Source organism: Sphingomicrobium clamense, from assembly GCF_019264355.1.
In the GTDB taxonomy this organism is placed as follows: Bacteria; Pseudomonadota; Alphaproteobacteria; order Sphingomonadales; family Sphingomonadaceae; genus Sphingomicrobium; species Sphingomicrobium clamense.
In genome coordinates, this window is sequence record NZ_JAHVAH010000001.1 from 1,226,680 (window position 1) to 1,247,901 (window position 21,222).

19 protein-coding genes are annotated in these 21,222 nt (G+C 64.7%); 18 read left to right on the top strand and 1 reads right to left on the bottom strand.

Annotation, left to right across the window (positions count from 1 at the left end; translation table 11 throughout):
- The first annotated feature begins 28 nt into the window (after positions 1–28).
- From KTQ36_RS06375 to KTQ36_RS06450, 16 genes are all read left to right on the top strand, one after another.
- The gene (locus KTQ36_RS06375) at positions 29–670 is read left to right on the top strand and encodes a hypothetical protein (RefSeq protein ID WP_218632868.1); all 642 of its coding nucleotides are present in this window, start codon (positions 29–31) and stop codon (positions 668–670) included.
- 113 nt (positions 671–783) lie between these two features.
- Positions 784–1,581: a hypothetical protein gene (locus tag KTQ36_RS06380; RefSeq protein ID WP_218632869.1), complete on the top strand. Its 798-nt coding sequence runs from the start codon at positions 784–786 to the stop codon at positions 1,579–1,581.
- Between the two features lie 112 nt (positions 1,582–1,693).
- A complete protein-coding gene (locus KTQ36_RS06385) occupies positions 1,694–2,431 on the top strand; it encodes a hypothetical protein (protein WP_218632870.1) in 738 nt (245 codons plus the stop codon).
- A 28-nt stretch (positions 2,432–2,459) separates the two neighbouring features.
- Entirely contained in the window at positions 2,460–3,338 is an 879-nt protein-coding gene (locus KTQ36_RS06390) for a hypothetical protein (RefSeq protein ID WP_218632871.1), read from the top strand.
- Between the two features lie 119 nt (positions 3,339–3,457).
- The gene (nuoG, locus tag KTQ36_RS06395; RefSeq protein WP_218632872.1) at positions 3,458–5,473 is read left to right on the top strand and encodes an NADH-quinone oxidoreductase subunit NuoG; all 2,016 of its coding nucleotides are present in this window, start codon (positions 3,458–3,460) and stop codon (positions 5,471–5,473) included.
- On the top strand, positions 5,470–6,525 hold the full coding sequence (gene nuoH, locus KTQ36_RS06400) for an NADH-quinone oxidoreductase subunit NuoH (RefSeq protein WP_218632873.1): 1,056 nt from the start codon (positions 5,470–5,472) through the stop codon (positions 6,523–6,525). Before nuoG ends, nuoH begins: the two co-directional genes overlap by 4 nt.
- A complete protein-coding gene (gene nuoI, locus KTQ36_RS06405; RefSeq protein WP_345777679.1) occupies positions 6,522–7,004 on the top strand; it encodes an NADH-quinone oxidoreductase subunit NuoI in 483 nt (160 codons plus the stop codon). Before nuoH ends, nuoI begins: the two co-directional genes overlap by 4 nt.
- A gap of 9 nt (positions 7,005–7,013) precedes the next feature.
- The gene (locus KTQ36_RS06410; protein WP_218632874.1) at positions 7,014–7,616 is read left to right on the top strand and encodes an NADH-quinone oxidoreductase subunit J; all 603 of its coding nucleotides are present in this window, start codon (positions 7,014–7,016) and stop codon (positions 7,614–7,616) included.
- On the top strand, positions 7,613–7,918 hold the full coding sequence (gene nuoK / locus KTQ36_RS06415; protein ID WP_218632875.1) for an NADH-quinone oxidoreductase subunit NuoK: 306 nt from the start codon (positions 7,613–7,615) through the stop codon (positions 7,916–7,918). Before KTQ36_RS06410 ends, nuoK begins: the two co-directional genes overlap by 4 nt.
- On the top strand, positions 7,918–9,978 hold the full coding sequence (nuoL, locus tag KTQ36_RS06420) for an NADH-quinone oxidoreductase subunit L (RefSeq protein WP_218632876.1): 2,061 nt from the start codon (positions 7,918–7,920) through the stop codon (positions 9,976–9,978). Before nuoK ends, nuoL begins: the two co-directional genes overlap by 1 nt.
- Positions 9,978–11,489, top strand: a complete 1,512-nt coding sequence (locus KTQ36_RS06425) for an NADH-quinone oxidoreductase subunit M (RefSeq protein WP_218632877.1) — start codon at positions 9,978–9,980, stop codon at positions 11,487–11,489. The genes nuoL and KTQ36_RS06425 overlap by 1 nt, the downstream gene beginning before the upstream one ends.
- Positions 11,486–12,928, top strand: coding sequence for an NADH-quinone oxidoreductase subunit NuoN (gene nuoN / locus KTQ36_RS06430; RefSeq protein ID WP_218632878.1), 1,443 nt, complete (start codon positions 11,486–11,488; stop codon positions 12,926–12,928). The genes KTQ36_RS06425 and nuoN overlap by 4 nt, the downstream gene beginning before the upstream one ends.
- A 21-nt stretch (positions 12,929–12,949) precedes the next feature.
- Complete coding sequence (locus KTQ36_RS06435) at positions 12,950–13,657, top strand: biotin--[acetyl-CoA-carboxylase] ligase (RefSeq protein WP_218633857.1); 708 nt, start codon at positions 12,950–12,952, stop codon at positions 13,655–13,657.
- A 9-nt stretch (positions 13,658–13,666) separates the two neighbouring features.
- The gene (locus tag KTQ36_RS06440; RefSeq protein WP_218632879.1) at positions 13,667–14,437 is read left to right on the top strand and encodes a type III pantothenate kinase; all 771 of its coding nucleotides are present in this window, start codon (positions 13,667–13,669) and stop codon (positions 14,435–14,437) included.
- Positions 14,434–16,074, top strand: coding sequence for a ribonuclease J (locus tag KTQ36_RS06445; RefSeq protein WP_218632880.1), 1,641 nt, complete (start codon positions 14,434–14,436; stop codon positions 16,072–16,074). Before KTQ36_RS06440 ends, KTQ36_RS06445 begins: the two co-directional genes overlap by 4 nt.
- Positions 16,074–16,334: a DUF1467 family protein gene (locus KTQ36_RS06450; RefSeq protein WP_218632881.1), complete on the top strand. Its 261-nt coding sequence runs from the start codon at positions 16,074–16,076 to the stop codon at positions 16,332–16,334. Before KTQ36_RS06445 ends, KTQ36_RS06450 begins: the two co-directional genes overlap by 1 nt.
- On the opposite strand, the gene KTQ36_RS06455 is transcribed toward KTQ36_RS06450, so the two are convergent.
- Positions 16,331–18,556: a coiled-coil domain-containing protein gene (locus KTQ36_RS06455; RefSeq protein ID WP_218632882.1), complete on the bottom strand. Its 2,226-nt coding sequence runs from the start codon at positions 18,554–18,556 to the stop codon at positions 16,331–16,333. The genes KTQ36_RS06450 and KTQ36_RS06455 overlap by 4 nt on opposite strands.
- A 97-nt stretch (positions 18,557–18,653) precedes the next feature.
- Here KTQ36_RS06455 and KTQ36_RS06460 point away from each other — a divergent pair, with 97 nt between their 5' ends.
- Both KTQ36_RS06460 and KTQ36_RS06465 read left to right on the top strand, forming a co-directional pair.
- Positions 18,654–19,826 carry a hypothetical protein gene (locus tag KTQ36_RS06460; protein ID WP_218632883.1) on the top strand — a complete coding sequence of 391 codons (1,173 nt, stop codon included), beginning with the start codon at positions 18,654–18,656 and terminating at the stop codon, positions 19,824–19,826.
- Positions 19,827–19,906: 80 nt separating this feature from the next.
- Positions 19,907–21,178 (top strand): sensor histidine kinase, encoded by a 1,272-nt coding sequence (locus tag KTQ36_RS06465; RefSeq protein ID WP_218632884.1) that lies wholly within the window; start codon positions 19,907–19,909, stop codon positions 21,176–21,178.
- The last annotated feature ends 44 nt before the right edge of the window (positions 21,179–21,222 follow it).

The following is a 21,222-nucleotide window of genomic DNA, read 5'->3' on the forward strand; positions in this document are numbered from 1 at the left end:
GACGAATTTGAACAATCCGGGGGTTGGTATGCGTATTTTTCTGGCAGCGATGATGGGTGCGGCGAGCCTGGCGGCAGCGCCGATGGCGTTCGCCCAAGGTCAGGAGGCGGTGGCTTCCAAATCGAGCGTGCGCGGGGTGCAGGCGTTGCAGCAGGTCGGCCATTGCCTCGCGAACGATCGCGAGGCGCTCGGCCACGAACTCGTCACGATCGATTATCGCAGCGATCGCTATAAGGTGGTCGCCGAGCGGCTCGGCGAATATGCCCCGCACTGCAACGAATTCCGCCGCGGCCTGCGTACCTCGGGACTGATCTTCGCCGGTACCATCGTCGAGGGTCTGCTGCTCAAGCATGCGTTGCTCGACGACCTTGCGGCCCACACCGCTTACGACCCCGACATGCCGCCGGTCGAGGCGCGCAGCGGCGAAGACGTCATGGCCTATTGCGTGGTTCGCAAGGCGCCCGTCGAAGTCTCCGACCTCCTCCGCACGACCATGACGAGTGACGAGGAGATGACAGCCTTGAAGGCGCTCGCGGGCGTACTCCCGACCTGCGTTCCCGAAGGTCAGCAGCCCAAGTTCACCCGCGAAGCGTTGCGCGCCATCATCGCGCTCTCCGCCTATCGCCTCTACGCGCATAATCTCGACCACCGGGCCGACAACCCGCAATAAAATTAAACAGTTGATCAAAAAAGTCGTGCATTCGGGTTTCGTTGGCGTTATGACTGGCGCATCACGACGGGGCGCGTGATGCTTGCGCGCCTCTCGCCTGAGGGAGCGCAACCATGTCGATCCTCGACTTCAAGACTTTCATCCTCGTTGGCGCGGGCGTCGTCTTCGGCGCGAGCCCCGCTATGGCGCAGCATGCCACGTCGCCCGCGCCGACCTCCCCGACTGAGAATCTCCACCGCGGGTATGACCAGCGGCAGACGACATTCTCTGCGCAGCGGTTCGGCCGCAGGACATCGGGGGAAGACTTGCGGCGCATGCTTTTTTCCGAAGAAGCGATCATCGACGCCAACATGATTACGCCGTCGCTCGATGCCGACATCTATCGCTATGCGCGCGAAATGGGCGATTGCCTGATTGAGTCGATGGGCGACGAGGTCGAGCGCATACTCGGGCGCGCCTATACGGACGAGGATGGCACCATCCGTATCGAGGCAGGTGACGTCGAGTTGCGGACCGCCTGCATCATGCAGCGCGGCCACCTCGTCCCGCGCGAAACGTTGAACGCCGCGTTGGCCGAGGCATTCATCGCCCGCGCCGAGGCGACATTTGAGGACCGTGCCATGTCCGTCGACGTCAACGAGGCCGAAGATTTCACCGGCCTCGTGCCGGGCGCCGCGCATGACTTCACGATGGTCGGGCGCTGCGCTGCGGTCTATTCGCCCGGCCTCGTTCAGGACGTGCTCGCCACCGAGCCCGGATCGAGCGACGAACGCGATGCTCTCAACCGTCTCTACGCCGCAACACCCGAGTGCGGACTGGCCAAGTCGCCGCGCAAGGTCCCGACCAGCTATCAGCGCAGCGTTTTCGCGACCGGTCTTTACCACTGGTGGCGCCGCGGCCGCGCGGGGTAGTCCTTCGCGCTAGGCTTCAAAACGAGCCTTTTCGACGAAGGGGCAGACGGCGGCTTGCAACGCGACACTCTCAAGCGCACAATCGTGCGGTCTTGTAGAAGAGGGAAGTCGCATGACCAAGTTCACGTCCGCCACCGGCGCAGCGCTGCTGCTGTGCGCCGCCGCCCAGCCCGCCATGGCGCAGGATGCGTCACCGCCACCGCCGCCTCCGCCCCCCGTCGCCGGCTCGGGCCTGACGCAGAGCGGCAATGACGACACGTCGCTCCGTTTTGAGCGCGAGTGGTCGATCCGCGAAATGCTGGCGTCCCCCGAATCCTACACGCGCGCGCATCGCCTCGCGTCCGGCGTATCGCGCTGTGTGGTCGAGCGGGCAGGCGCCGAAGCCGGTTCGTACCTCGGTGGCCCGATGACCGGCGACGAAGGATTCGAAGCGCTTACCGAGGCGCTGACCAAGGATCACCGCCGCTGCATCCAATCCGATGCACAGGGCATCCCCATGACGATCGTTAACGCGGCGCTTGCCGAACAGGTCATCCTCGCGGCCGGCCCGGAGCTGGAACCGCGCGCCATGAGCCTCAATCAGGACGAGGCCGACGCTTTCACCACGATGGGCCCCAACGTGAAGGTGAATTTCGATATCATCGGTCGCTGTGCAGCAGTCTATTCTCCAGGCCTTACCTACGAGGTGCTGAAGACCGAGCCGGGCTCCGACGAAGAATTGTCGGCGCTGAATAAGCTCTACACCAACACGCCCGAATGCGGCCTTCGCGAGTCGCCCGATGGCGCGCCCACGGGGTATCAGCGCGGCGTGCTCGCGGCGGGCCTCTACCACTGGATCAACCGCGGCTGACGCGGGCGAATAGAAAGACCAGAACGACATGATTGTGACGTATCGCGTGAAGTCCGCTCTTCTCGCGGCGGGAGCCGCTTTTCTTGCCTTCCCCGGCGCCGCCGAGGCGCAGGACCAGGGCCGACCGCAACAGGACGAGGATGATCGCGCGATCGTCGTGGAGGGCGAACGCGAGGAGGTCGAGGAACGTCGCCCCGTCCGCCAGTACAAGGGACGCCGATCGGTCGACCAATATGGCGTCCAGACGGGCGGCGAGGGGCTGAACGGCGAACTCAACGTCGATTGGCAGCTGATCGGGATGCTCCGCCAGCTCGAAACCAACTCGTTAATGTCTCGCTACGGCCATGCGGGTTTCATGGCCTATTGCGTCATCACCTCGGTCGGCAACGGCGCGGCAGCCTATGTCGATACGTCGAGCGAACCTGATTACCAGGAATTGCTGCGCGCCTATCGCTACAAGCATATGCAGTGCGCCAATGCCGCCGAGCGCGCCGCGCCCGCCATGCTGGTCAACGCCGCGATCGCCGAAATGCTGGTCGTCCGCAATGTCGCGCCGCCGCCGTTGCGCGCGAAGAAGGACGAGATCGACATGGTCAAGGCGTCGGTCTTCCTGCGCGGTCCCGAGGGCGACAGCAACATCGCGACAGTGGGTCGCTGCGCCACGATTTTCTCGCCCGGCTACGCCTATGACGTGCTCTACACCGAGCCGGGCAGCGATGAAGAGGAAGAGGCGCTCAACGACCTCTATGCAAACACGCCCGAATGCGGTTTGAGCGAGGCGCCCGACGGCCTCGATACCATCTTCCAGCGCACCGCGCTGGCAATGGGGCTCTTCAAGTGGCGCGGGATCAGCCCCGAGACCGTCCCGGACGAGGGGCCGACGCTCAAGGGCCTGTCGGACCGCTAGGCAAAAAAACCGGCGATTCCTCACGCTGACGGGTTGCACTTCCACGCACGCTTGGCCAAAGAGGCGCCAACCGTGCGTGGGGGTCCTCACGCGCTTCGTTTTGGCTAACCGGATTGCACATGCCCACAGTCACCGTCGACGGCGTTGAAATCGAGGTTCCGGACGGCGCGACCGTCCTCCAGGCCTGCGAGCTGGCAGGCAAGGAAATTCCGCGTTTCTGCTATCACGAGCGCCTCAGCATCGCGGGCAATTGCCGCATGTGCCTGGTCGAGGTGAAGCCCGGGCCGCCCAAGCCGCAGGCAAGCTGCGCGCTACCCGCTGCCGACAATCAGGAAATCCGTACCGACACGCCGATGGTCAAGAAGGCGCGCGAAGGGGTGATGGAGTTCCTCCTCATCAACCATCCGCTCGATTGCCCGATCTGCGACCAGGGCGGCGAATGCGACCTTCAGGACCAGGCGATGGCCTACGGGCGCGGTTTCTCGCGTTTCGACGAGAATAAGCGCGCGGTCGAAGACAAATACATGGGTCCGATCGTCAAGACGGCGATGACCCGCTGCATCCAGTGCACCCGCTGTGTGCGCTTTGCCGAGGAAGTGGCGGGCACGCCCGAACTCGGCATGTATTATCGCGGCGAAGACGCGCAGATCACGACCTATCTCGAAAAGGCCGTGTCGAGCGAATTGTCGGGCAACCTCGTCGACCTGTGCCCGGTCGGTGCGCTGCTGTCGAAGCCGACGGCGTTCGAGGCGCGGCCCTGGGAGCTCAAGAAGGTCCCGGCCATCGACGTAATGGACGCGGTCGGCACCAACATCCGCCTCGACGTGCGCGGACGCCAGGTGCTGCGCGTGCTTCCGCGCATCAACGACGACGTCAACGAGGAATGGGCGCACGACAAGACGCGTCACCATGTCGACGCGCTGGTGCGTGGTCGCCTCGACCGCCCGTGGATCCGCAAGAACGGCAAGCTGGCCGAAGCCAGCTGGGAAGACGCGCTCAAGCTCTTCGCCAAGAAGCTCGACGAAGCCAAGTCGAAGGTCGCAGGCATCGCCGGCGATCTCGTCGATGCCGAGACGATGTATGCCGCCAAGGCGCTGCTTAGCGCCCAGAAGGGCAAGCATTTCGAAGGGCGCCAGACCGGGCTCGACTATGATGTCTCGAACCTTGCCGCGGTGCGCTTCAACACGCCGCTCGCCGACATCGAGAATGCCGACGCGATTTTCCTCGCCGGCACCAACGTCCGTTGGGAAGCCCCGCTGGTCAACACACGCATCCGCAAGGCCGTGCGCCGCGGCGCCAGGGTGTTCGCGGTTGGGCCGCAGGTCGACCTGACCTATCCGGTCGAATGGCTGGGCGACGACCTGTCGCAGCTCGGCAAGCTGCCCTCGGCTGTCACTGACGCGTTCAGGGATGCCGAGAAGCCCGTGTTCATCGCCGGTCCGGGTTTGCTGGCCGCGGGCGGGCAGGGTGACGCGCAGGCCGCCGCGCATGCGCTGGGCGTCATCAAGGATGGCTGGAACGGCTACAACGTCCTCCACACCGCCGCCTCGCGCATGGCGGGCCTGATCCTCGGCTATTCCAGCGACGGCGGCATCCGCGCGATCGCGGCCGCCAAGCCCAAGCTGGTGCTGATGCTCGGCGCCGACGAGATGGCGGACGACGCCTTCGCGTCGGCCTTCAAGGTCTATGTCGGCCATCACGGCGACAAGGGCGCCAAGCAGGCCGACCTGATCCTTCCGGGCGCTGCTTACAGCGAAAAGCACGGCACCTACGTCAATATCGAGGGCCGGGTGCAGCGCGGCGAACGCGCGACCTTCCCGCCTGGCGATGCCCGCGAAGACTGGACGATCTTCCGTGCTGTCTCAGATATGCTCGGTAAGCCATTGAAATTCGATCGTTTCGACCAGCTGCGTGCGGCGATGGTCGCCGACCATCCCGAACTGGGCATCGATGACGGCACCGTAATCGACATGCCGTTCGGTTCGCCCGAACTGGCGGTGAAGGGAAGCGGCAAGTTAGGCTATCCGATCGCCGACTTCTACCTCACCAACGCCATCACCCGTCACAGCCCGACCATGCACCGTTGCTCGAGCGAACTGGTCCACGGCGAGGCCTTCGAGGAGGCGGCCGAATGACCGACTTCTTCATGGATCTGGGCATGAGCTACGAGTGGGCGTGGTTCACTGCGACCATTGCGGGCATCCTGCTTATCGCGCTGCCGCTGATGCTGGCGGTCGCCATGATCATCTATGCCGAGCGCAAGATCTGGGCCGCCATCGCGCTGCGTCGCGGTCCCAACGTGGTCGGCCCCTTCGGCCTGCTCCAGAGCTTTGCCGACGGCCTCAAGGTCTTCTTGAAAGAAACGATCATCCCGGCCAGCGCCAACAAGGCGCTGTTCCTGATCGCCCCGATCATCACCTTCACCATCGCGCTGATCGTGTGGGCGGTGGTGCCGTTCGACGTCGGCGTCGTGCTCGCGGACATCAATATCGGGCTGCTCTACATTCTCGCGGTGGGCTCGATCGGCGTCTATGGCGTGATCATCGCGGGTTGGGCGTCCAACTCGAAATATCCCTTCTTTTCCGCGCTTCGCGCCGCCGCGCAGATGGTCAGCTACGAAGTGTCACTTGGCTTCGTGATCATCTCGGTCGTCCTGTGGGCCGGCACCTTCAACATGACCGAGATCGTGCTCGCACAAACCGGCCACGTCCTCGGCGTCCTCAACGGCTTCGGCTTCAACCCGCTCATCTTCCCGATGGCGGTGGTCTTTCTGATCAGCTCGATGGCCGAGACCTTCCGCACCCCGTTCGACCTGGTCGAGGCGGAAAGCGAGCTCGTCGCGGGCCACCAGACCGAATACAGCTCGATGAGCTTCGCGCTCTTCTGGCTCGGCGAATATGCCAATGTCCTGCTGATGTGCGCGCTCAATGCCATCCTCTTCTGGGGCGGCTTCCTGCCCCCGATCGACTGGGCGCCGCTCTACGCCGTTCCCGGCATCATCTGGCTGTTCGCCAAGATCCTGCTCTTCTTCTTCATCTTCGGTTGGGTGAAGGCGACCGTGCCGCGCTATCGCTACGACCAGCTGATGCGCCTGGGCTGGAAGATCTTCCTGCCGCTCTCGCTGCTGTTCGTCTTCCTCGTCTCGCTTTACCTGATGCTCACCCGCACCACTGGAGGCGCGCTGTGATCGCACGCACGCTCAAGGCCTTCACCCTCTGGGAATTCCTGAAGGCGCACGCCCTGACTTTGAAGTATTTCTTCAAGCCCAAGGCGACCATCAATTACCCGTACGAAAAAGCGCCGCAGTCGCCCCGCTTCCGCGGTGAGCACGCGCTGCGTCGCTACCCGAACGGCGAAGAGCGCTGCATCGCGTGCAAGCTGTGCGAGGCGATCTGCCCCGCGCAGGCCATCACCATCGAAGCCGAACCGCGCGAAGACGGCAGCCGCCGCACCACACGCTACGACATCGACATGGTCAAGTGCATCTATTGCGGCTTGTGCCAGGAAGCCTGCCCGGTCGATGCCGTGGTCGAAGGGCCCAACCTCGAATTCGCGACCGAAACGCGCGAGGAACTGCTCTACGACAAGGCCAAGTTGCTCGAAAATGGCGACCGCTGGGAAAGCGCGATCGCTGCCAACCTCGCTGCCGACGCGGCGTATCGATAGGGGCCAGCAGTGATCGGAGCCATCGCCTTTTACCTGTTCGCCACGCTGACCATCCTGTCGGCGATCCTCGTCGTGTTCGCGCGCAACCCGGTCCACAGCGTGCTGTGGCTGATCACCGCCTTCTTCAACGCGGCGGGCCTCGTCTTCCTCCTGGGCGCGGAGTTCATCGCGATCATGCTGATCCTCGTCTACGTGGGCGCGGTCGCGGTCTTGTTCCTGTTCATCGTCATGATGCTCGACATCGACTTTGCGAAATTGCGTAGCGGCTTCACCGCCAACCTGCCGTTCGGCATCCTCATCGCGCTCGTGCTGCTGGCCGAGATCATCATCGCGGTCACTGCCAGCAAGGCCGGCCCGATCATCGGCGACAAGCCGGTCGACACCGCGCAGCCCAACATCGTCGCGTTCGGCGAGCTCATGTTCACGCGTTATCTCGTGCCGTTCGAGCTGTCGGGCCTGATCCTGCTGGTCGCCATGATCGGCGCAATCGTGCTGACCCACCGCGACCGCGGCGACAATCGCGGCCAGAAGATCTCGCGCCAGGTCGACCGCGATCCGGACGAGGCCGTCGTGCTCAAGCAGCCCGAAGTCGGAAAGGGGGTCGAGCTGTGATCGGTCTCGCACACTATCTCGCCGTCGCCGCGATCCTCTTCACGATCGGCGTGCTCGGTATCTTCCTCAATCGTCGCAACATCATCCTCATGCTGATGGCGATCGAGCTCATCCTTCTCTCGGTGAACATCAACCTCGTCGCCTTCAGCGCCTTCCTCGGTGACCTGACCGGCCAGGTGTTCGCCATGTTCGTGCTGACCGTTGCCGCCGCCGAGGCCGCGATCGGGCTCGCGATCCTTGTCATCTTCTTCCGTCGCCGCGGCTCGATCGCGGTCGACGACGTCAACCGGATGCGCGGCTAATGGATCTCTCGATCAAGCTTATCGTCTTCCTGCCGCTGCTTGCTGCGCTGGTCGCGGGCCTCGGCGGCCGCGTCATCGGCAAGCTGCCGTCCAAGCTCGTCACCACCGGCGCGCTGTTCATCAGCTGCGCATTGAGCTGGCCGATCTTCATCGGCTACCTGACTGGCGCGAACGCTGCGACCGTGGTTCCGGTGCTCGACTTCATCAATTCGGGCGCGATGAGCGTCGACTGGGCGCTTCGCGTCGATACGCTGACTGCGGTCATGCTGGTGGTCGTCACGACCGTCTCCAGCCTCGTCCACCTCTATAGCTGGGGCTATATGGAGGAAGATCCTTCGCAGCCCCGCTTCTTCGCCTATCTTTCGCTCTTCACCTTCGCGATGCTCATGCTCGTGACGGCGGACAGCCTGGTGCAGATGTTCTTCGGTTGGGAAGGGGTCGGCCTCGCCTCGTACCTCCTCATTGGCTTCTGGTATCACAAGCCCTCGGCCAACGCCGCCGCGATCAAGGCCTTCGTGGTCAACCGCGTCGGCGATTTCGGCTTCTCGCTCGGCATTTTCGGCGCCTTCCTCGTGTTCGGCACCGTCTCGATCCCCGCCATCCTCGATGCGGCCCCCGACGCGGTCGGCACCACGATCGGTTTTGCGGGCACGCGCGTCGATACGCTCACGCTGATCTGCCTGCTGCTGTTCGTCGGCGCGATGGGCAAGTCGGCGCAGCTCGGTCTCCACACTTGGCTCCCCGACGCGATGGAAGGTCCGACCCCGGTGTCGGCGCTGATCCACGCCGCGACGATGGTCACCGCGGGCGTCTTCATGGTCTGCCGCCTGTCGCCACTGTTCGAAGCCGCGCCGGGTGCGCTGACCGTCGTCACTTACGTGGGCGCAGCCACCGCGATCTTCGCGGCGACCGTCGGCACGGTGCAGAACGACATCAAGCGCGTGATCGCCTATTCGACCTGTTCGCAGCTCGGCTACATGTTCTTCGCCGCGGGCGTGGGCGCCTATGGCGCGGCCATGTTCCACCTGTTCACGCACGCCTTCTTCAAGGCGCTCTTGTTCCTCGGCGCGGGCGCGGTCATCCACGCCATGCACCATGAACAGGACATGCGTTTCTACGGCAACCTCAGGAAGAAGATCCCGATCACCTTCTGGACCATGATCGCGGGCACGCTCGCCATTACCGGTGTCGGCATCGTGGGCGTCTTCGGCTTTGCCGGCTTCTATTCGAAGGACGCGATCCTCGAGAGCGCGTTCGCTGCGGGTACCACTGCGGGCGGCGTCGCCTTCTTCCTTGGCGTGGTCGCCGCGCTGCTGACCAGCTTCTACAGCTGGCGCCTCATCTTCATGACCTTCTTCGGCAAGGCACGCTGGGCAGGCTCGGAGCATATCCAGCACGCCGTCCACGACGTCCACGAGGACGAGAGCGAGATGGCCGCCGATCATGACAGCGCAGACGACCATCCGGTCGCAACGGTCGAGGGCACGGCGGGCTACAAGCCGCACGAAGCGCCCTGGACGATGCTCGTGCCACTAATCGTGCTGACCATCGGCGCGATCTTCGCCGGCTTCGCCTTCTACTATCCCTTCTTCGGGACCGAGGAAGGCGCCGAATTCTGGGCTGGCAGCCTCGTCCACAATGCCGAACTGGTCGAAGCCGCGCATCACGTGCCGATGTGGGTGAAGCTCACGCCGGGCGCCGTTATGCTGATCGGCCTCGCCATCGCCTGGAACAATTATATCCGCAATCCGGACCTGCCGCGCCGCTTCGTCGCGATGTTCTCGGGCCTGCACACCTTCCTGATGCACAAGTGGTATTTCGACGAGCTTTACGATGCGATCTTCGTGAAGCCCGCCATGGCCATCGGCCGCTTCTTCTGGAAGCGCGGCGACGAACAGACGATCGACCGTTTCGGACCGCACGGCACCGCCACGGTGGTGGGTTGGGGCAACCGCCTCACGACCCGCCTGCAGTCCGGCTATGTGACTAGCTACGCCCTTGTCATGCTGCTCGGCCTGATCGCTGCGGCAAGCTGGGCCTTCTGGTGGGCGAGCCACTAATGGAGTTTCCCATTCTTTCGACCCTCATCCTGGTCCCGCTGATCGCGGGCATCGCGGTGCTGTTCATGAGCGCCAACGCCGCGCGCTGGACCGCGCTGGTGACGACGCTGGTCTGCTTCGGCCTCGGGATCATGCTGTGGATGGGCTACGAAGTCGGCGGCGACCGCTGGCAGTTCGTCGAATATGTCGGGCTGGGCGAGGGAACGCTGGTTCCGGCCTGGGCGCTCGGCATCGACGGCATCGCCATGCTGCTGATCATGCTGTCGGTCTTCCTGATGCCGATCTGCATCGGGGCCAGCTGGCGTGCCATCACCAACCGCGTCCCCGAATACATGTCGGCTTTCCTCCTGATGGAAGCGCTGATGATCGGCGTGTTCGCGGCGCAGGACCTGCTGCTCTTCTACATCTTCTTCGAAGGCGGCCTCATCCCGATGTACCTGATCATCGGCATCTGGGGCGGCGCGGACAAGATCAAGGCCGCGTACAAATTCTTCCTCTACACGCTCGCGGGCTCGGTGCTGATGCTCGTCGCCATGCTCTACATGGTGATCGACGCCGGCACGACCTCGATCCCCGAGCTGATGGCCTACGACTTCCCCGCCGGGGTGCAGTGGTGGCTGTGGCTCGCCTTCTTCGCCAGCTTCGCGGTGAAGATGCCGATGTGGCCGGTCCACACCTGGCTTCCCGACGCGCACGTCCAGGCACCGACCGCCGGTTCGGTCATCCTTGCCGGCGTGCTGTTGAAAATGGGCGGCTACGGCTTCGTCCGTTTCTCGCTGCCGATGTTCCCGGACGCCAGCGCCGACTTCGTGCCGCTGGTCTTCGTCCTGTCGGGCATCGCCGTCGTCTACACCTCGCTCGTCGCCCTTGTGCAGAAGGACATGAAGAAGCTGATCGCCTATTCGTCGGTCGCGCACATGGCGTTCGTCACCTTCGGCCTGTTCGCCTTCAACCGGCAGGGGATCGAGGGCGGCCTGATCGTCATGCTCAGCCACGGCCTCGTCTCGGGCGCGCTCTTCCTGTGCGTCGGCGTCATCTACGACCGCCTGCACACGCGTGAGATCGCGCGGTACGGCGGGCTCGCCGACAACATGCCGATGTACGCCTTCTTCTTCCTGCTCTTCACCATGGCCTCGATCGGCCTTCCGGGGACCAGCGGGTTCGTCGGCGAATTCCTCGCATTGGTCGGCACCTATGAAATGTCGAGCTGGGCAGCAATTGTCGCGACCACCGGCATCATCCTCGGCGCCGCCTACATGCTCTATCTCTACTGGCGCGTCTGCTACGGCACGCAGCGCAATGCGGACGCGGCGGCCATGCCCGACCTCGACGCACGCGAACTCTGGCTGCTCGCCCCGATCGCGGCGGCGGTCATGTGGATGGGTATCTATCCTGAGAGCTTCCTCGCGCCGATGCGCGACGATGTCGGCCTGCTGCTCGAACGGCTCGAGCCGGCCGCGCCCGCAGGTGACGCCATGCTGTCCGAAGCCGCAGGGGAGGCGGCGCAATGACCTATAATTTCCCGGCCATCGCGCCCGAACTCATCCTCATCTTCGGCGAACCGGTCCTGATGCTCACCGCATCGACCATGGGTCGCCGTGCGACCAAGATCACCACTTGGGGCACCGTCGCGCTGCTGGCTGCGGCTAGCGCCGTGCTGCTCCTGACCAGCGCTCCGTCGGACGGCGGCGCGCTCTTTGGCGGCATCCTCGTCGCCGACAGCTTTGCCGTCTTCGGCAAGCTCTTCATCTTCCTCGCCTCTGCCGTCGCGATCATCGCTGCGGACAAGTGGTTCGGAGGCGATGACGAGCACGGACCCGAATATCCGGTGCTCATCCTGCTGGCGACGGTGGGCATGTCGGTGATGGTCTCGGCGACCAGCCTCATCACCCTCTATGTCGGTCTCGAGCTCAACAGCCTCGCCGCATACATCCTAGCCTCCTACCGCCGCACCGACGCGAAATCGGCCGAGGCGGGTCTGAAGTACTTCCTGCTGGGCGCGCTTGCCTCGGGCATCCTGCTCTACGGCATGAGCCTGCTTTACGGCTTCACCGGCACGACCAGCTATTCGGGTATCGCCGCCGCCTTCGCGCGCGAAGAGCTGTCGATCGGCCTCCTGTTCGGTCTCGTCTTCACCTTCGCAGGTCTCGCCTTCAAGGTCAGCGCGGTGCCTTTCCACATGTGGACGCCCGACGTCTACGAAGGCTCGCCGACCCCGGTCACCACATTCTTCGCCTCCGCACCCAAGGTTGCGGCCATGCTGATGACGTTGCGCATTGCGATGGAAGCGCTCGGCCCCGCCATCGACGCGTGGCGCCAAATCGTCATCTTCGCGGCGTTGGCTTCGATCATCCTCGGCGCGGTTGCTGCCTGGGGACAGGTCAACATCAAGCGCCTGCTGGCCTATTCGTCGATCAACAATATCGGCTTCGCCTTGATCGGTCTCGCCGCCGGCGGTCCGCAGGGCGCGAGCGCGGTGCTGTTCTACATGGCCGTCTACGTCGTCATGACGCTCGGCGCCTTCCTGTGCGTCCTGGCGCTCAAGCGCGAGGATGGCGAACCGCTTGAACTGCTCGACGAATTGAAGGGCCTGTCGCGCACCCGTCCGGGGCTCGCCGCTGCATTGGCCGTCTTCATGTTCTCGCTCGCGGGCATCCCGCCGCTGTTCGGCTTCTGGCCCAAGCTGCTGGTCTTCAACGCCGCCGTCGACGCCGGCCTGATCTGGCTCGCCGTGGTCGGCATCCTCGGGACGGTCGTCGGCGCCTTCTACTATCTCAAGATCATCAAGCTGATGTATTTCGACGATCCTGTAGGAAACGCCCAGACCGCAAACCACATGCTCGGCAACGCCTTCATCGCCCTCTTCGCGCTGATCGTCAGCCCGCTCGGCTACCTCCTCATCGGCCCCCTCGGCGCCGCCGCCGACACCGCCGCCGCGGCCCTGTTCTAGGAAACCGACGCTATCTCCAAGATCCGCCTCGTCGAAGTCACCGGGTCCACCAACACCGACCTCATCGGCATGGCCGAAGCGGTCGAGGGCGACTGGCTGGTAGCACGCCGACAGAATGCGGGACGCGGTCGCCAGGGCAGGGCGTGGGAAACGCTCGACGGCAACTTCTTCGGCTCGACGCTGGTCACCTTGTTCGACCGCGACCCCAATCCCGCAAGCCTCTCGCTGGTCGCCGGCCTCGCGCTCTACGACGCGGTCGAGACGCTCGCGCCCGACGCCGACTTGCAGCTCAAATGGCCCAACGACCTCATGCTCGGCGGCGCCAAGCTCGCGGGCATTCTCACCGAACGGTCGGGTGACCGGGTGGTCGTGGGCTTCGGTGTCAATCTTGCTGCAGCGCCCGAGATCGAAGGGCGCGACACTGCCGCCCTGGCACCGCAGGTCGAGATCGCGCCCCAGGCGTTCGCGCCGATTCTCGCGGGATCGTTCGCGCGCTTGCTGGGTGCCTGGCGCGGGGCCGATCCGGCGTCGCTGGCGATGGCGTGGATGCAACGTGCCCACCCGGTCGGCACGCCGCTGACCGTCCACGGCGGCGACGGCGAGGCCGTCAGCGGCTCGTTTGCGGGGCTGGAGGAAGATGGCACGCTGAGGCTCGAGACGCCCGACGGCAACATCCAGACCGTGCGGGCGGGCGACGTCATGCTCGCCAGCCCGAGCGAAACGCGCTAGGGCGGCGTCATGCTGCTCGCGATCGACGCCGGGAACACCAATATTCTCTTCGCGCTGTGCGACGGGGACGACATTCTCGCTCGCTGGCGCACCGCGACCGATCCGAACCGCACGGCGGACGAATACGCCGTGTGGCTCAAGCAGCTGCTCGCGCTCGAAAACCAGCAGCTCACCGACATCGAAGCCGTGATCATCGGCACCGTGGTCCCGCACGCGCTCCACAATCTCCAGACGCTCGCGCGTCGCTATTGCGAAGTAGAGCCGCTGGTGGCTGGGCATGGGGATGCAGCATGGCCGATGACCCTCGACGTGCCCGAACCCGACACGCTAGGCGCGGATCGCGGATTGAACGTCATCGCCGCGCATGCTGCGCACGAGGGCGATTGCGTCGTGATCGACTTCGGCACGGCGACCACGTTCGACGTCTGCGACTATACCGGTGCCTATAAGGGCGGCGTGATCGCGCCGGGGATCAACCTGTCGCTCGACGCACTGACCGGCAAGACGGCGCAGCTGCCCAAGATCGCCATCAAGAAGCCCGAGGGCGACAGCGTGGTCGGCACGACGACGCAGAGCCAGATGCTGATTGGTGTCTACTGGGGATACGTCTCGATGATCGAAGGCCTGCTCGAGCGGACCCGCAAGGAAATCGGGCGCCCGGTCACGGTGATTGCCACCGGTGGCCTGTCGGCGCTGTTTCCCGAAGGATTGTTCGACCACATCGACTTCGATCTGACCATCAAGGGCCTGATCCTGCTTCACAAGAAAGCCACCGCATGACGACACCGGGCGACGAACTGCTTTTCCTTGCGCTCGGCGGGTCGGGCGAGATCGGTATGAACGTCAATCTCTATGGTTGTCGCGGCAAGTGGCTGATGGTCGACCTGGGTTTGACCTTTGCCGATCCGTGGTATCCCGGGATCGATCTGGTGCTTCCCGATCTCGAATTCATCGAAGAGCGGCAACAGGATCTAGTCGGGATCGTGCTCACACATGGTCACGAGGACCATATCGGCGCGATTCCCTATCTCGCCGACGAACTCAAGGTTCCGCTCTACGCGACACCCTTCACCGCAGGATTGATCCGCGAGAAGCTTGAAGCGGAAGGACTGACGGGGCAGCTCAAGGTCAAGACCATCCCGCGCGACGGTGGGATCGACCTGTCGCCGTTCAACGTGCGCTTCGTGGCGCTGTCGCATTCCATCCCGGAAGGGAATGGCGTGTTGATCGACACGCCGCACGGCAAGATTTTCCACACGGGCGACTGGAAAATCGACGAAAAGCCCGTGCTGGGCACGACAACCGGCGACGAGGCGATGCAATTGATCGGGGACGAAGGCGTTCGCGCGCTCGTTTGCGACAGCACCAATGCTTTTCAGGACAGCGTGTCGGGCACCGAAGAGGGCGTGCATGACGGCCTCTTGAAGGCGGTCGAAAGCGCGGAAGGCCGCGTGCTGGTCACGACCTTCGCGTCGAATGCTGCACGGCTCGAAACGCTCGGCAAGATCGCGACCGAAACAGGGCGCACGCTCTGTGTCGCGGGACGCAGCCTCGACCGGATCATCCGCGTCGCGCAATCCACCGGCTACCTGATGGATTTTCCCGAAACCGTCCGTTTCGACGAAGCGATGGACATTCCCAAGCGCAACCTGATGATCATCGCCACGGGCGGCCAGGGCGAGCCGCGTGCCGCGCTGGGCCGGATCGCGCGTGGGGAACACCAGCTGAAGCTTGCGGCCGGCGACACGGTCATCTTCTCGTCCAAGCAGATTCCGGGCAACGAGCTCGCCATCGGCCGCATCATGAACCAGCTCAGCGATATGGGCGTGACCATGATCACCGAGAAGCAGCATCACGTGCACGTTTCGGGTCATCCGGGCCGGCCGGAACTCAAGCAGATGTACGATTGGATCCGCCCCGATATCCTCGTGCCCGTGCATGGCGAGATGCGCCATATGCGTGAACAGGCCAAGCTGGGCCTCGAACACGGCATCCCGCATGCGGTGGTGCAGCGTAACGGCGACGTCATTCGCCTCGCGCCCGGCGACCCGAAAAAGGTCGACGAGGTGCGGACGGGACGCCTGATTCTCGATGGCGACGTCATCCTTCCCGCCGACGGCCTGACGATCAACCAGCGGCGCAAACTGGGTCACCAAGGTGTGATCGCGGTCGCATTGCCGATCGATGCCAATGACGAGCTCGCTGGCGAGGTCGAGGTGAGGGCGCTGGGCCTTCCGGTAGAGGCTGACGCCGAAGACTTCGTCGCCGATCTGGCGGATGCGGCGGCCAAGAACTGGCAGAGCGGCATCAAGGAAGAGAAGGCGCGCGAGAAAGTCCGCCTTGCCGTGCGCCGCGCAGCCAACCTCTGGACGGGCAAGAAGCCAATCGTCGAAGTGATGCTGGTCGCGGTCGACTGATGCAGATCGGATCGATCTTCGCGATCTATTTCCTCGTCTGGGTCGCCGTCGCCTTCGTCATGCTGCCGTTCGGGGTGAAGACCGACGAGGAAGTCGGCGCCGAGACCGTCGCCGGACAGGCCGAGAGCGCGCCCCATCGCTTCGATCTCAAGCGGCATCTCTTGCGCGCCGCGATGATCGCCGTGGTCGTCACCGCGCTGTTCGTCGCCAATTACGTCTATGGCTGGATCGAGGCCGAGGACCTCGACTTCTACAACTAGATCCTGCGCTCGACCGCCTGCGCCAGCGCGGCATAAAGCTTGCCCATATCGCTCGACATCAACGTCACCGCGATCATGTCCCCGTCGCGCGTGGCGAGCAGGCGACGCAGCATCGCTTCGAAGTCGTGAATGTAGCGATTGGCACCGTCACGGAATTCGGGGTCGTTCTCCCAATGCTGTCCGATCGCCTTCGCGTCGGCATTGGAGATGAGCTTGACGGCCCGGCGCGTGAAGACACCGCGTTCGCCCTTGAGATAGGCGTTCCAGCTCTTCTCATCGACGTCCTCGGCGAGGATCTTGCCGACGTCGATCGCGGCGCTGTTCATCGATTCCATCAGGACCGCGACACGACGAGCAAACTCTTCGCTGGCGTCCTCCTTGGCCTCGATCTCGGTCATATGCTCCTCGAGCGCTGCCGCGGTCTGGCCGATCGAGATCATCTGCGCCGACAGGCGGTCGCTCGCCGCGCGCGCAGCCTCGATGGCGCGCGCGGCCTGCGCGTCGACATTGGCGAGTTGCTGCGAAATCTGGGCCTCGAACGCCTGCTGCAGCGCCTGGCTCGTGGCGTCACCCAGCTGGTTGGCGCTCTCGGGAATGGCCTGCGCGATTGCCTCGCGGGCACGCTCGCCCGCCTTGCTCGCCGCTTCGCGCACGCGCACCAGCGCGTCGACGAGGGCAGGGCCGGTCTCGCCGGTCAACGCGTCGGCATCCTTCCGGGTGGCTGCGACAAGCTCGCGCAGTTCGGTCAGGCGCGCCTCGCTGCCCCCGACATTCTCGTCGAGATCGGCAAGCGCCGCGCGCGCCTTCTCGATTGTCGCTGCACTGGCTTCGATCCGCTGGGCCGCCATTTCGGTCGCGTCCTTCATAGCGTCGGCCATCGGACCTGCCGCCTGGCTGGCGGCGAGCAGGCGCCCGGCACCCGTTTCTGCCTCGTGGAGCGAGGCGACTAGGCGATCCTGGATCTGGCTGGCAAGCGCATCGACCTGCGATTTCACAGTCTGCGTACGCTGCGACAGCCCGTCGAGCGCATCGGTCTGGGCGACATGATCGCCCGCAATCTCGTTCAAACGCTCGCGCACGCCGGCGAGCGCCTGGCTGATGGCTTCGGCTCGCTGGTCGCCTTCCTCGGCAAAGCGCGCATAGCTCGCGTCGAGCGCGGCAAGTCCGCTTTCAAGGTCGGCCAGCATCTGCCGACCCGACGCATCCTGCGCGGTGATCCGCTCGGACAGCGCTGCAAGTGCGGCGTCGCTATTGCCGATGCTCTTCGTCAAGCGGTCGGCGGCGTCTGCACCCGTACGCTCGATTCCAGCCTGCGCCTGGCTGACGAGCGCGGCGACGGCGGCAGCCTGCGTGTCGATGCCGCTCCGGATTTCCTCGAGCGCGTCGGCACTGGTCGTCATCAGCGTCTCGACACTGCCGCCGGCATCCTGGAGCGCACCCAGCCGCCCTTCGAGCGAATGGGCGGCGGTCCGAACTTTCTCTTCGGCCTCGACGCTAGCCGCGCCGATCGCCTCGATGGTCGCCTGCATGGCCTCAAGCCGCGAGTCGGTCGCAACGCCGGTTTGCTCGAGCCGCTCGGCAAGCGCGTTTGCGCGGGTCTCGGCCTGCGGCATGCCTTCGAGGATGGCATCCATGTCGCTGCGCGCACGGGTGGTGGCCGTATCGAGCTTCTCGCCCTGCGCGGCGAGGGTCCGGGCATCGCTCGCCATGCTGGCCGTGACCGTGGCGAGCTTTTCGGCGCGTTCGGTCGAGCTGCGGTCAACCTCGCTCATCATCTGCGTGAGTTCCGCCTTGCCGTCGGCGATCGCCTGGGTCAGCGCGAGCAATTGCACTTCGAGTGCGCGCGCCTCGCCCTTCATGGAAACGACCGAGCGAGTGAACGCTTCGCTCTCACGGCGCCGGGTCCGGCCGAACATGATCCAGACGAGTGCGAGCAGCGCCAGCGGCCCGCTCGCGATCGCGACCCACTGCGCGATCGACGTCGGCGAAAATTCGCCCGACGAGCCGGCGAGCCATGCCGTGAAGCCGACCCATGCAAGCCCAAGTACGCCGAGTGTCACCGAGAGCAACTGGCGCGCGCCCGGTTCCGCGGGCGTCTCTTCCTGCACGGTTTCGCGCCACGCGGCGGCGTCGAAAGCTTCGGGCAATTGCTCTTCTTCGGAGAGGAGCAGTTCCTCGTCGAGGTGAGGGGAGTCGGTTTCGCGGATCGGATGGGCACTCATAATCAGGGAGTTTACCAACTTATCGCTTGAGGCAAAGTCTTTTCCCCGCGCGCAAGACGGTCCATGGTCGCCGCCAGAGTTTCAAGGGAGGGAGTGCATGGCGCTCGCGGCGCTGGTCGGTGCTTACGAGACGAGTTCGGATGGCGGGCTGCGGGCGCTGGTGCCGCTCGCAGGCCGCCCGCTGGCCGATTTTCAGGTGCGGTCGCTGGTTGCGGTGGGGGCAGCACCGATCGTGCTGTTGGGCGACGATCCACCGGAAGACCTCGTGCGCCTGACCGACCAGTTGCGGAGTGAGGGCCTGCCGGTCGTCCTCGCGACTAATGCCAGCGAAGCCGCCGCGCGCTTCGAATCGGGCCATGCGTTGCTGCTGGTCGCGGACGGCATTGCACCCGACCTCGCCGATCTGCACCGGCTTGCCGAGGCGAGCGCGCCAATGATCCTGACCGTGCCCGACGACGAGGCGCATGAGGAATATGAGCGGATCGACCTCGAGAGCCGCTGGTCCGGCCTCGCGCGGCTAACCGGCGAGGATGTCGGCGCGACCGCGGCGATGCTTGGCGATTGGGACCTTCCATCCACGCTCTTGCGACGCGCGGTCCAGGCGGGTGCGCAACAACGGCCGGTCGGGGAAAACGAGCCGGTACTGGTCGATGGCGCGGCGGACGCGACGCGGTTCTCGGACGGACTGCTGGCCGCCTCGCGCAAGGCGCGGGTCGACTGGGTCGCGCGCTGGGTCACGACCACGATCGAGGAGTGGCTGACGGTCAAATTGTCGGGCATGCGCGCAAGGCCGGCGCTGGTGGCGATGCTGACGCCGGCGTTGCTTGCTGCAGCGACCGCTGCATTCGTGATGGGGCAGGGGGTGCTGGCAGTGCTGTTCATGCTGCTGTCGATCCCCTTCGATCTCGTGGGACGACGGATTGCGAGCCTTCGCCTGAACCCGATCCTTCCCGGAAAGGCGGGAGAAGTCGCGACATGGCCGCTCTTCCTCGCGTCGCTCGCCGCCTTGTCGCTCTTCGTCGCGGGCCGCGAAGAAGGCTATTGGCCTTTCGCAGTCGGTGTCGGGCTGGTCGCCATCGCGCATTTCGGCAAGGTCATCCGCAGCCTTCGCGGCGTGGTGACCGGCGATGTGTTCGCCTTCCGCCGACGGCCTGCTTGCCTGCTGCTCGTGCCGTTCGCGCTGGGAGGCTGGTGGACGGCGGGGCTCCTGACGCTGGGCGGCTATGCGCTGCTATCGGCACTCTGGCTGGCGCATGGCCGGGAAAGTTGACGCGTCGTTAACCATTTTTCGGCACAAGAATGAGCCATGATGACGATGACTGTCACCGAGGGGCGCGCATGAGCCCGCAAATGCCCGTGAGTGCACGGCTTAATGCGGAGCTGTGCCTGGTTGAGGCGGATGCCGCGGTGCAGGCGCTGCAGCTTGCGGCCGGTGCAGATCCCAACGGGCCCATTGCCCCGCCGCAAATGGCGGCGATCGCGCGTCTCGCCCGCGAACTGGGCGAGCCCGTCTCGCGACTGGCGCATGTCGCCACGCCGAGCGGTGACGCACAATTGTGGGTGAGCATCGTGCCCGAAGGCGACGGATTCAAGCTGGATGTCGAGCAATGGCGGGAAATGGTGTCGACCGGCCCCCGTTTCGAAGCTGTAGAGCTGCCAGAAGAAGCCGAAGATTTCGACGGGATCCTGATCGACGAACGTTTTCGCATCGTTTCGGTCCACGGGTCTGCGGTGCCGTGGTTCGAAAAGCATGTCGGACAAAGTCTCGTCCTCGTCGTCCAATTTTCCGAAGATTCGGGCGGAATACCAGCCGTCGAAGCGATGTCGGCCCGCGAAGCCTATAATGGGCTGCCGGGACGGCTTCGCGCCGACAAACGCCCGCTGACCCTTTCGGGCGAGCCGCAACATGATGGCGATCGCTTCACGGGCTATCGGATCGAGGTGTCAGTCGAGGAGGAAAAGACTTCCGAACCCGCGCCTTCCGACGCTGGCGGGCTCGACGCCACGCTGCGATCACCGCTCGACCGCATTATCAAGGCCGCCGACCAGATCGTCGACCGGTCCGACGGGCCGATCCGATCCGACTATGCCGATTATGCCGGCGATATCGCGACCGCGGGGCGCCACCTCCTTTCGGTGATCCGCTCGATGAGCGAACAGGTCGGCGTCGAGCGCGAGAAGGTCAAGTTGTCGGTTGTCGCGCGCGAGGCGGCGGGGCTGGTCGCTGCAAAGGCGCAGGACAAGCGGATCGATATCGAAATCGAGGATGACGTCAGCGTCGTGGCGATCGCCGAACGACGCGCGACGGTCCAGATCCTCGTCAACATTCTTGGCAATGCGATCCGTCATTCGCCCGACGGCGGCACGGTGGCCATCGTGTTCGACCAGGACGATCGGCACGCCATGGTGACGATTGCGGACCAGGGGCCCGGTATTGCTCGCGCCGACCAGAAAAAGATTTTCGAAAAGTTCGAACGGCTCGATGCCGAAGAGGGAACGGGGGCCGGGCTCGGACTCGCCATTTCGCGGCGCCTCGCCAAGTCGATGGACGGAGACATCGAGCTGGAGAGTGCTTCGGGAGAAGGCGCGCGCTTCACGCTCTGCCTGCCGGCCGCCAAATAGAAAAGGCCCGGCGTTTCCACCGGGCCTCCTCAGCAATCGTAGAT

Excerpts from the sequence above, each read along its gene's own strand:
- KTQ36_RS06440 (WP_218632879.1), top strand. The coding sequence starts at position 13,667 with ATGCTGCTCGCGATCGACGCCGGGAACACCAATATTCTCTTCGCGCTG.
- nuoG (WP_218632872.1), top strand. The coding sequence starts at position 3,458 with ATGCCCACAGTCACCGTCGACGGCGTTGAAATCGAGGTTCCGGACGGC.
- nuoH (WP_218632873.1), top strand. The coding sequence starts at position 5,470 with ATGACCGACTTCTTCATGGATCTGGGCATGAGCTACGAGTGGGCGTGG.
- KTQ36_RS06460 (WP_218632883.1), top strand. The coding sequence starts at position 18,654 with ATGGCGCTCGCGGCGCTGGTCGGTGCTTACGAGACGAGTTCGGATGGC.
- KTQ36_RS06455 (WP_218632882.1), bottom strand. The coding sequence starts at position 18,556 with ATGAGTGCCCATCCGATCCGCGAAACCGACTCCCCTCACCTCGACGAG.
- KTQ36_RS06390 (WP_218632871.1), top strand. The coding sequence starts at position 2,460 with ATGATTGTGACGTATCGCGTGAAGTCCGCTCTTCTCGCGGCGGGAGCC.
- KTQ36_RS06445 (WP_218632880.1), top strand. The coding sequence starts at position 14,434 with ATGACGACACCGGGCGACGAACTGCTTTTCCTTGCGCTCGGCGGGTCG.
- nuoL (WP_218632876.1), top strand. The coding sequence starts at position 7,918 with ATGGATCTCTCGATCAAGCTTATCGTCTTCCTGCCGCTGCTTGCTGCG.
- KTQ36_RS06425 (WP_218632877.1), top strand. The coding sequence starts at position 9,978 with ATGGAGTTTCCCATTCTTTCGACCCTCATCCTGGTCCCGCTGATCGCG.
- KTQ36_RS06375 (WP_218632868.1), top strand. The coding sequence starts at position 29 with ATGCGTATTTTTCTGGCAGCGATGATGGGTGCGGCGAGCCTGGCGGCA.
- KTQ36_RS06450 (WP_218632881.1), top strand. The coding sequence starts at position 16,074 with ATGCAGATCGGATCGATCTTCGCGATCTATTTCCTCGTCTGGGTCGCC.
- KTQ36_RS06380 (WP_218632869.1), top strand. The coding sequence starts at position 784 with ATGTCGATCCTCGACTTCAAGACTTTCATCCTCGTTGGCGCGGGCGTC.
- KTQ36_RS06385 (WP_218632870.1), top strand. The coding sequence starts at position 1,694 with ATGACCAAGTTCACGTCCGCCACCGGCGCAGCGCTGCTGCTGTGCGCC.
- nuoN (WP_218632878.1), top strand. The coding sequence starts at position 11,486 with ATGACCTATAATTTCCCGGCCATCGCGCCCGAACTCATCCTCATCTTC.
- KTQ36_RS06465 (WP_218632884.1), top strand. The coding sequence starts at position 19,907 with ATGCCCGTGAGTGCACGGCTTAATGCGGAGCTGTGCCTGGTTGAGGCG.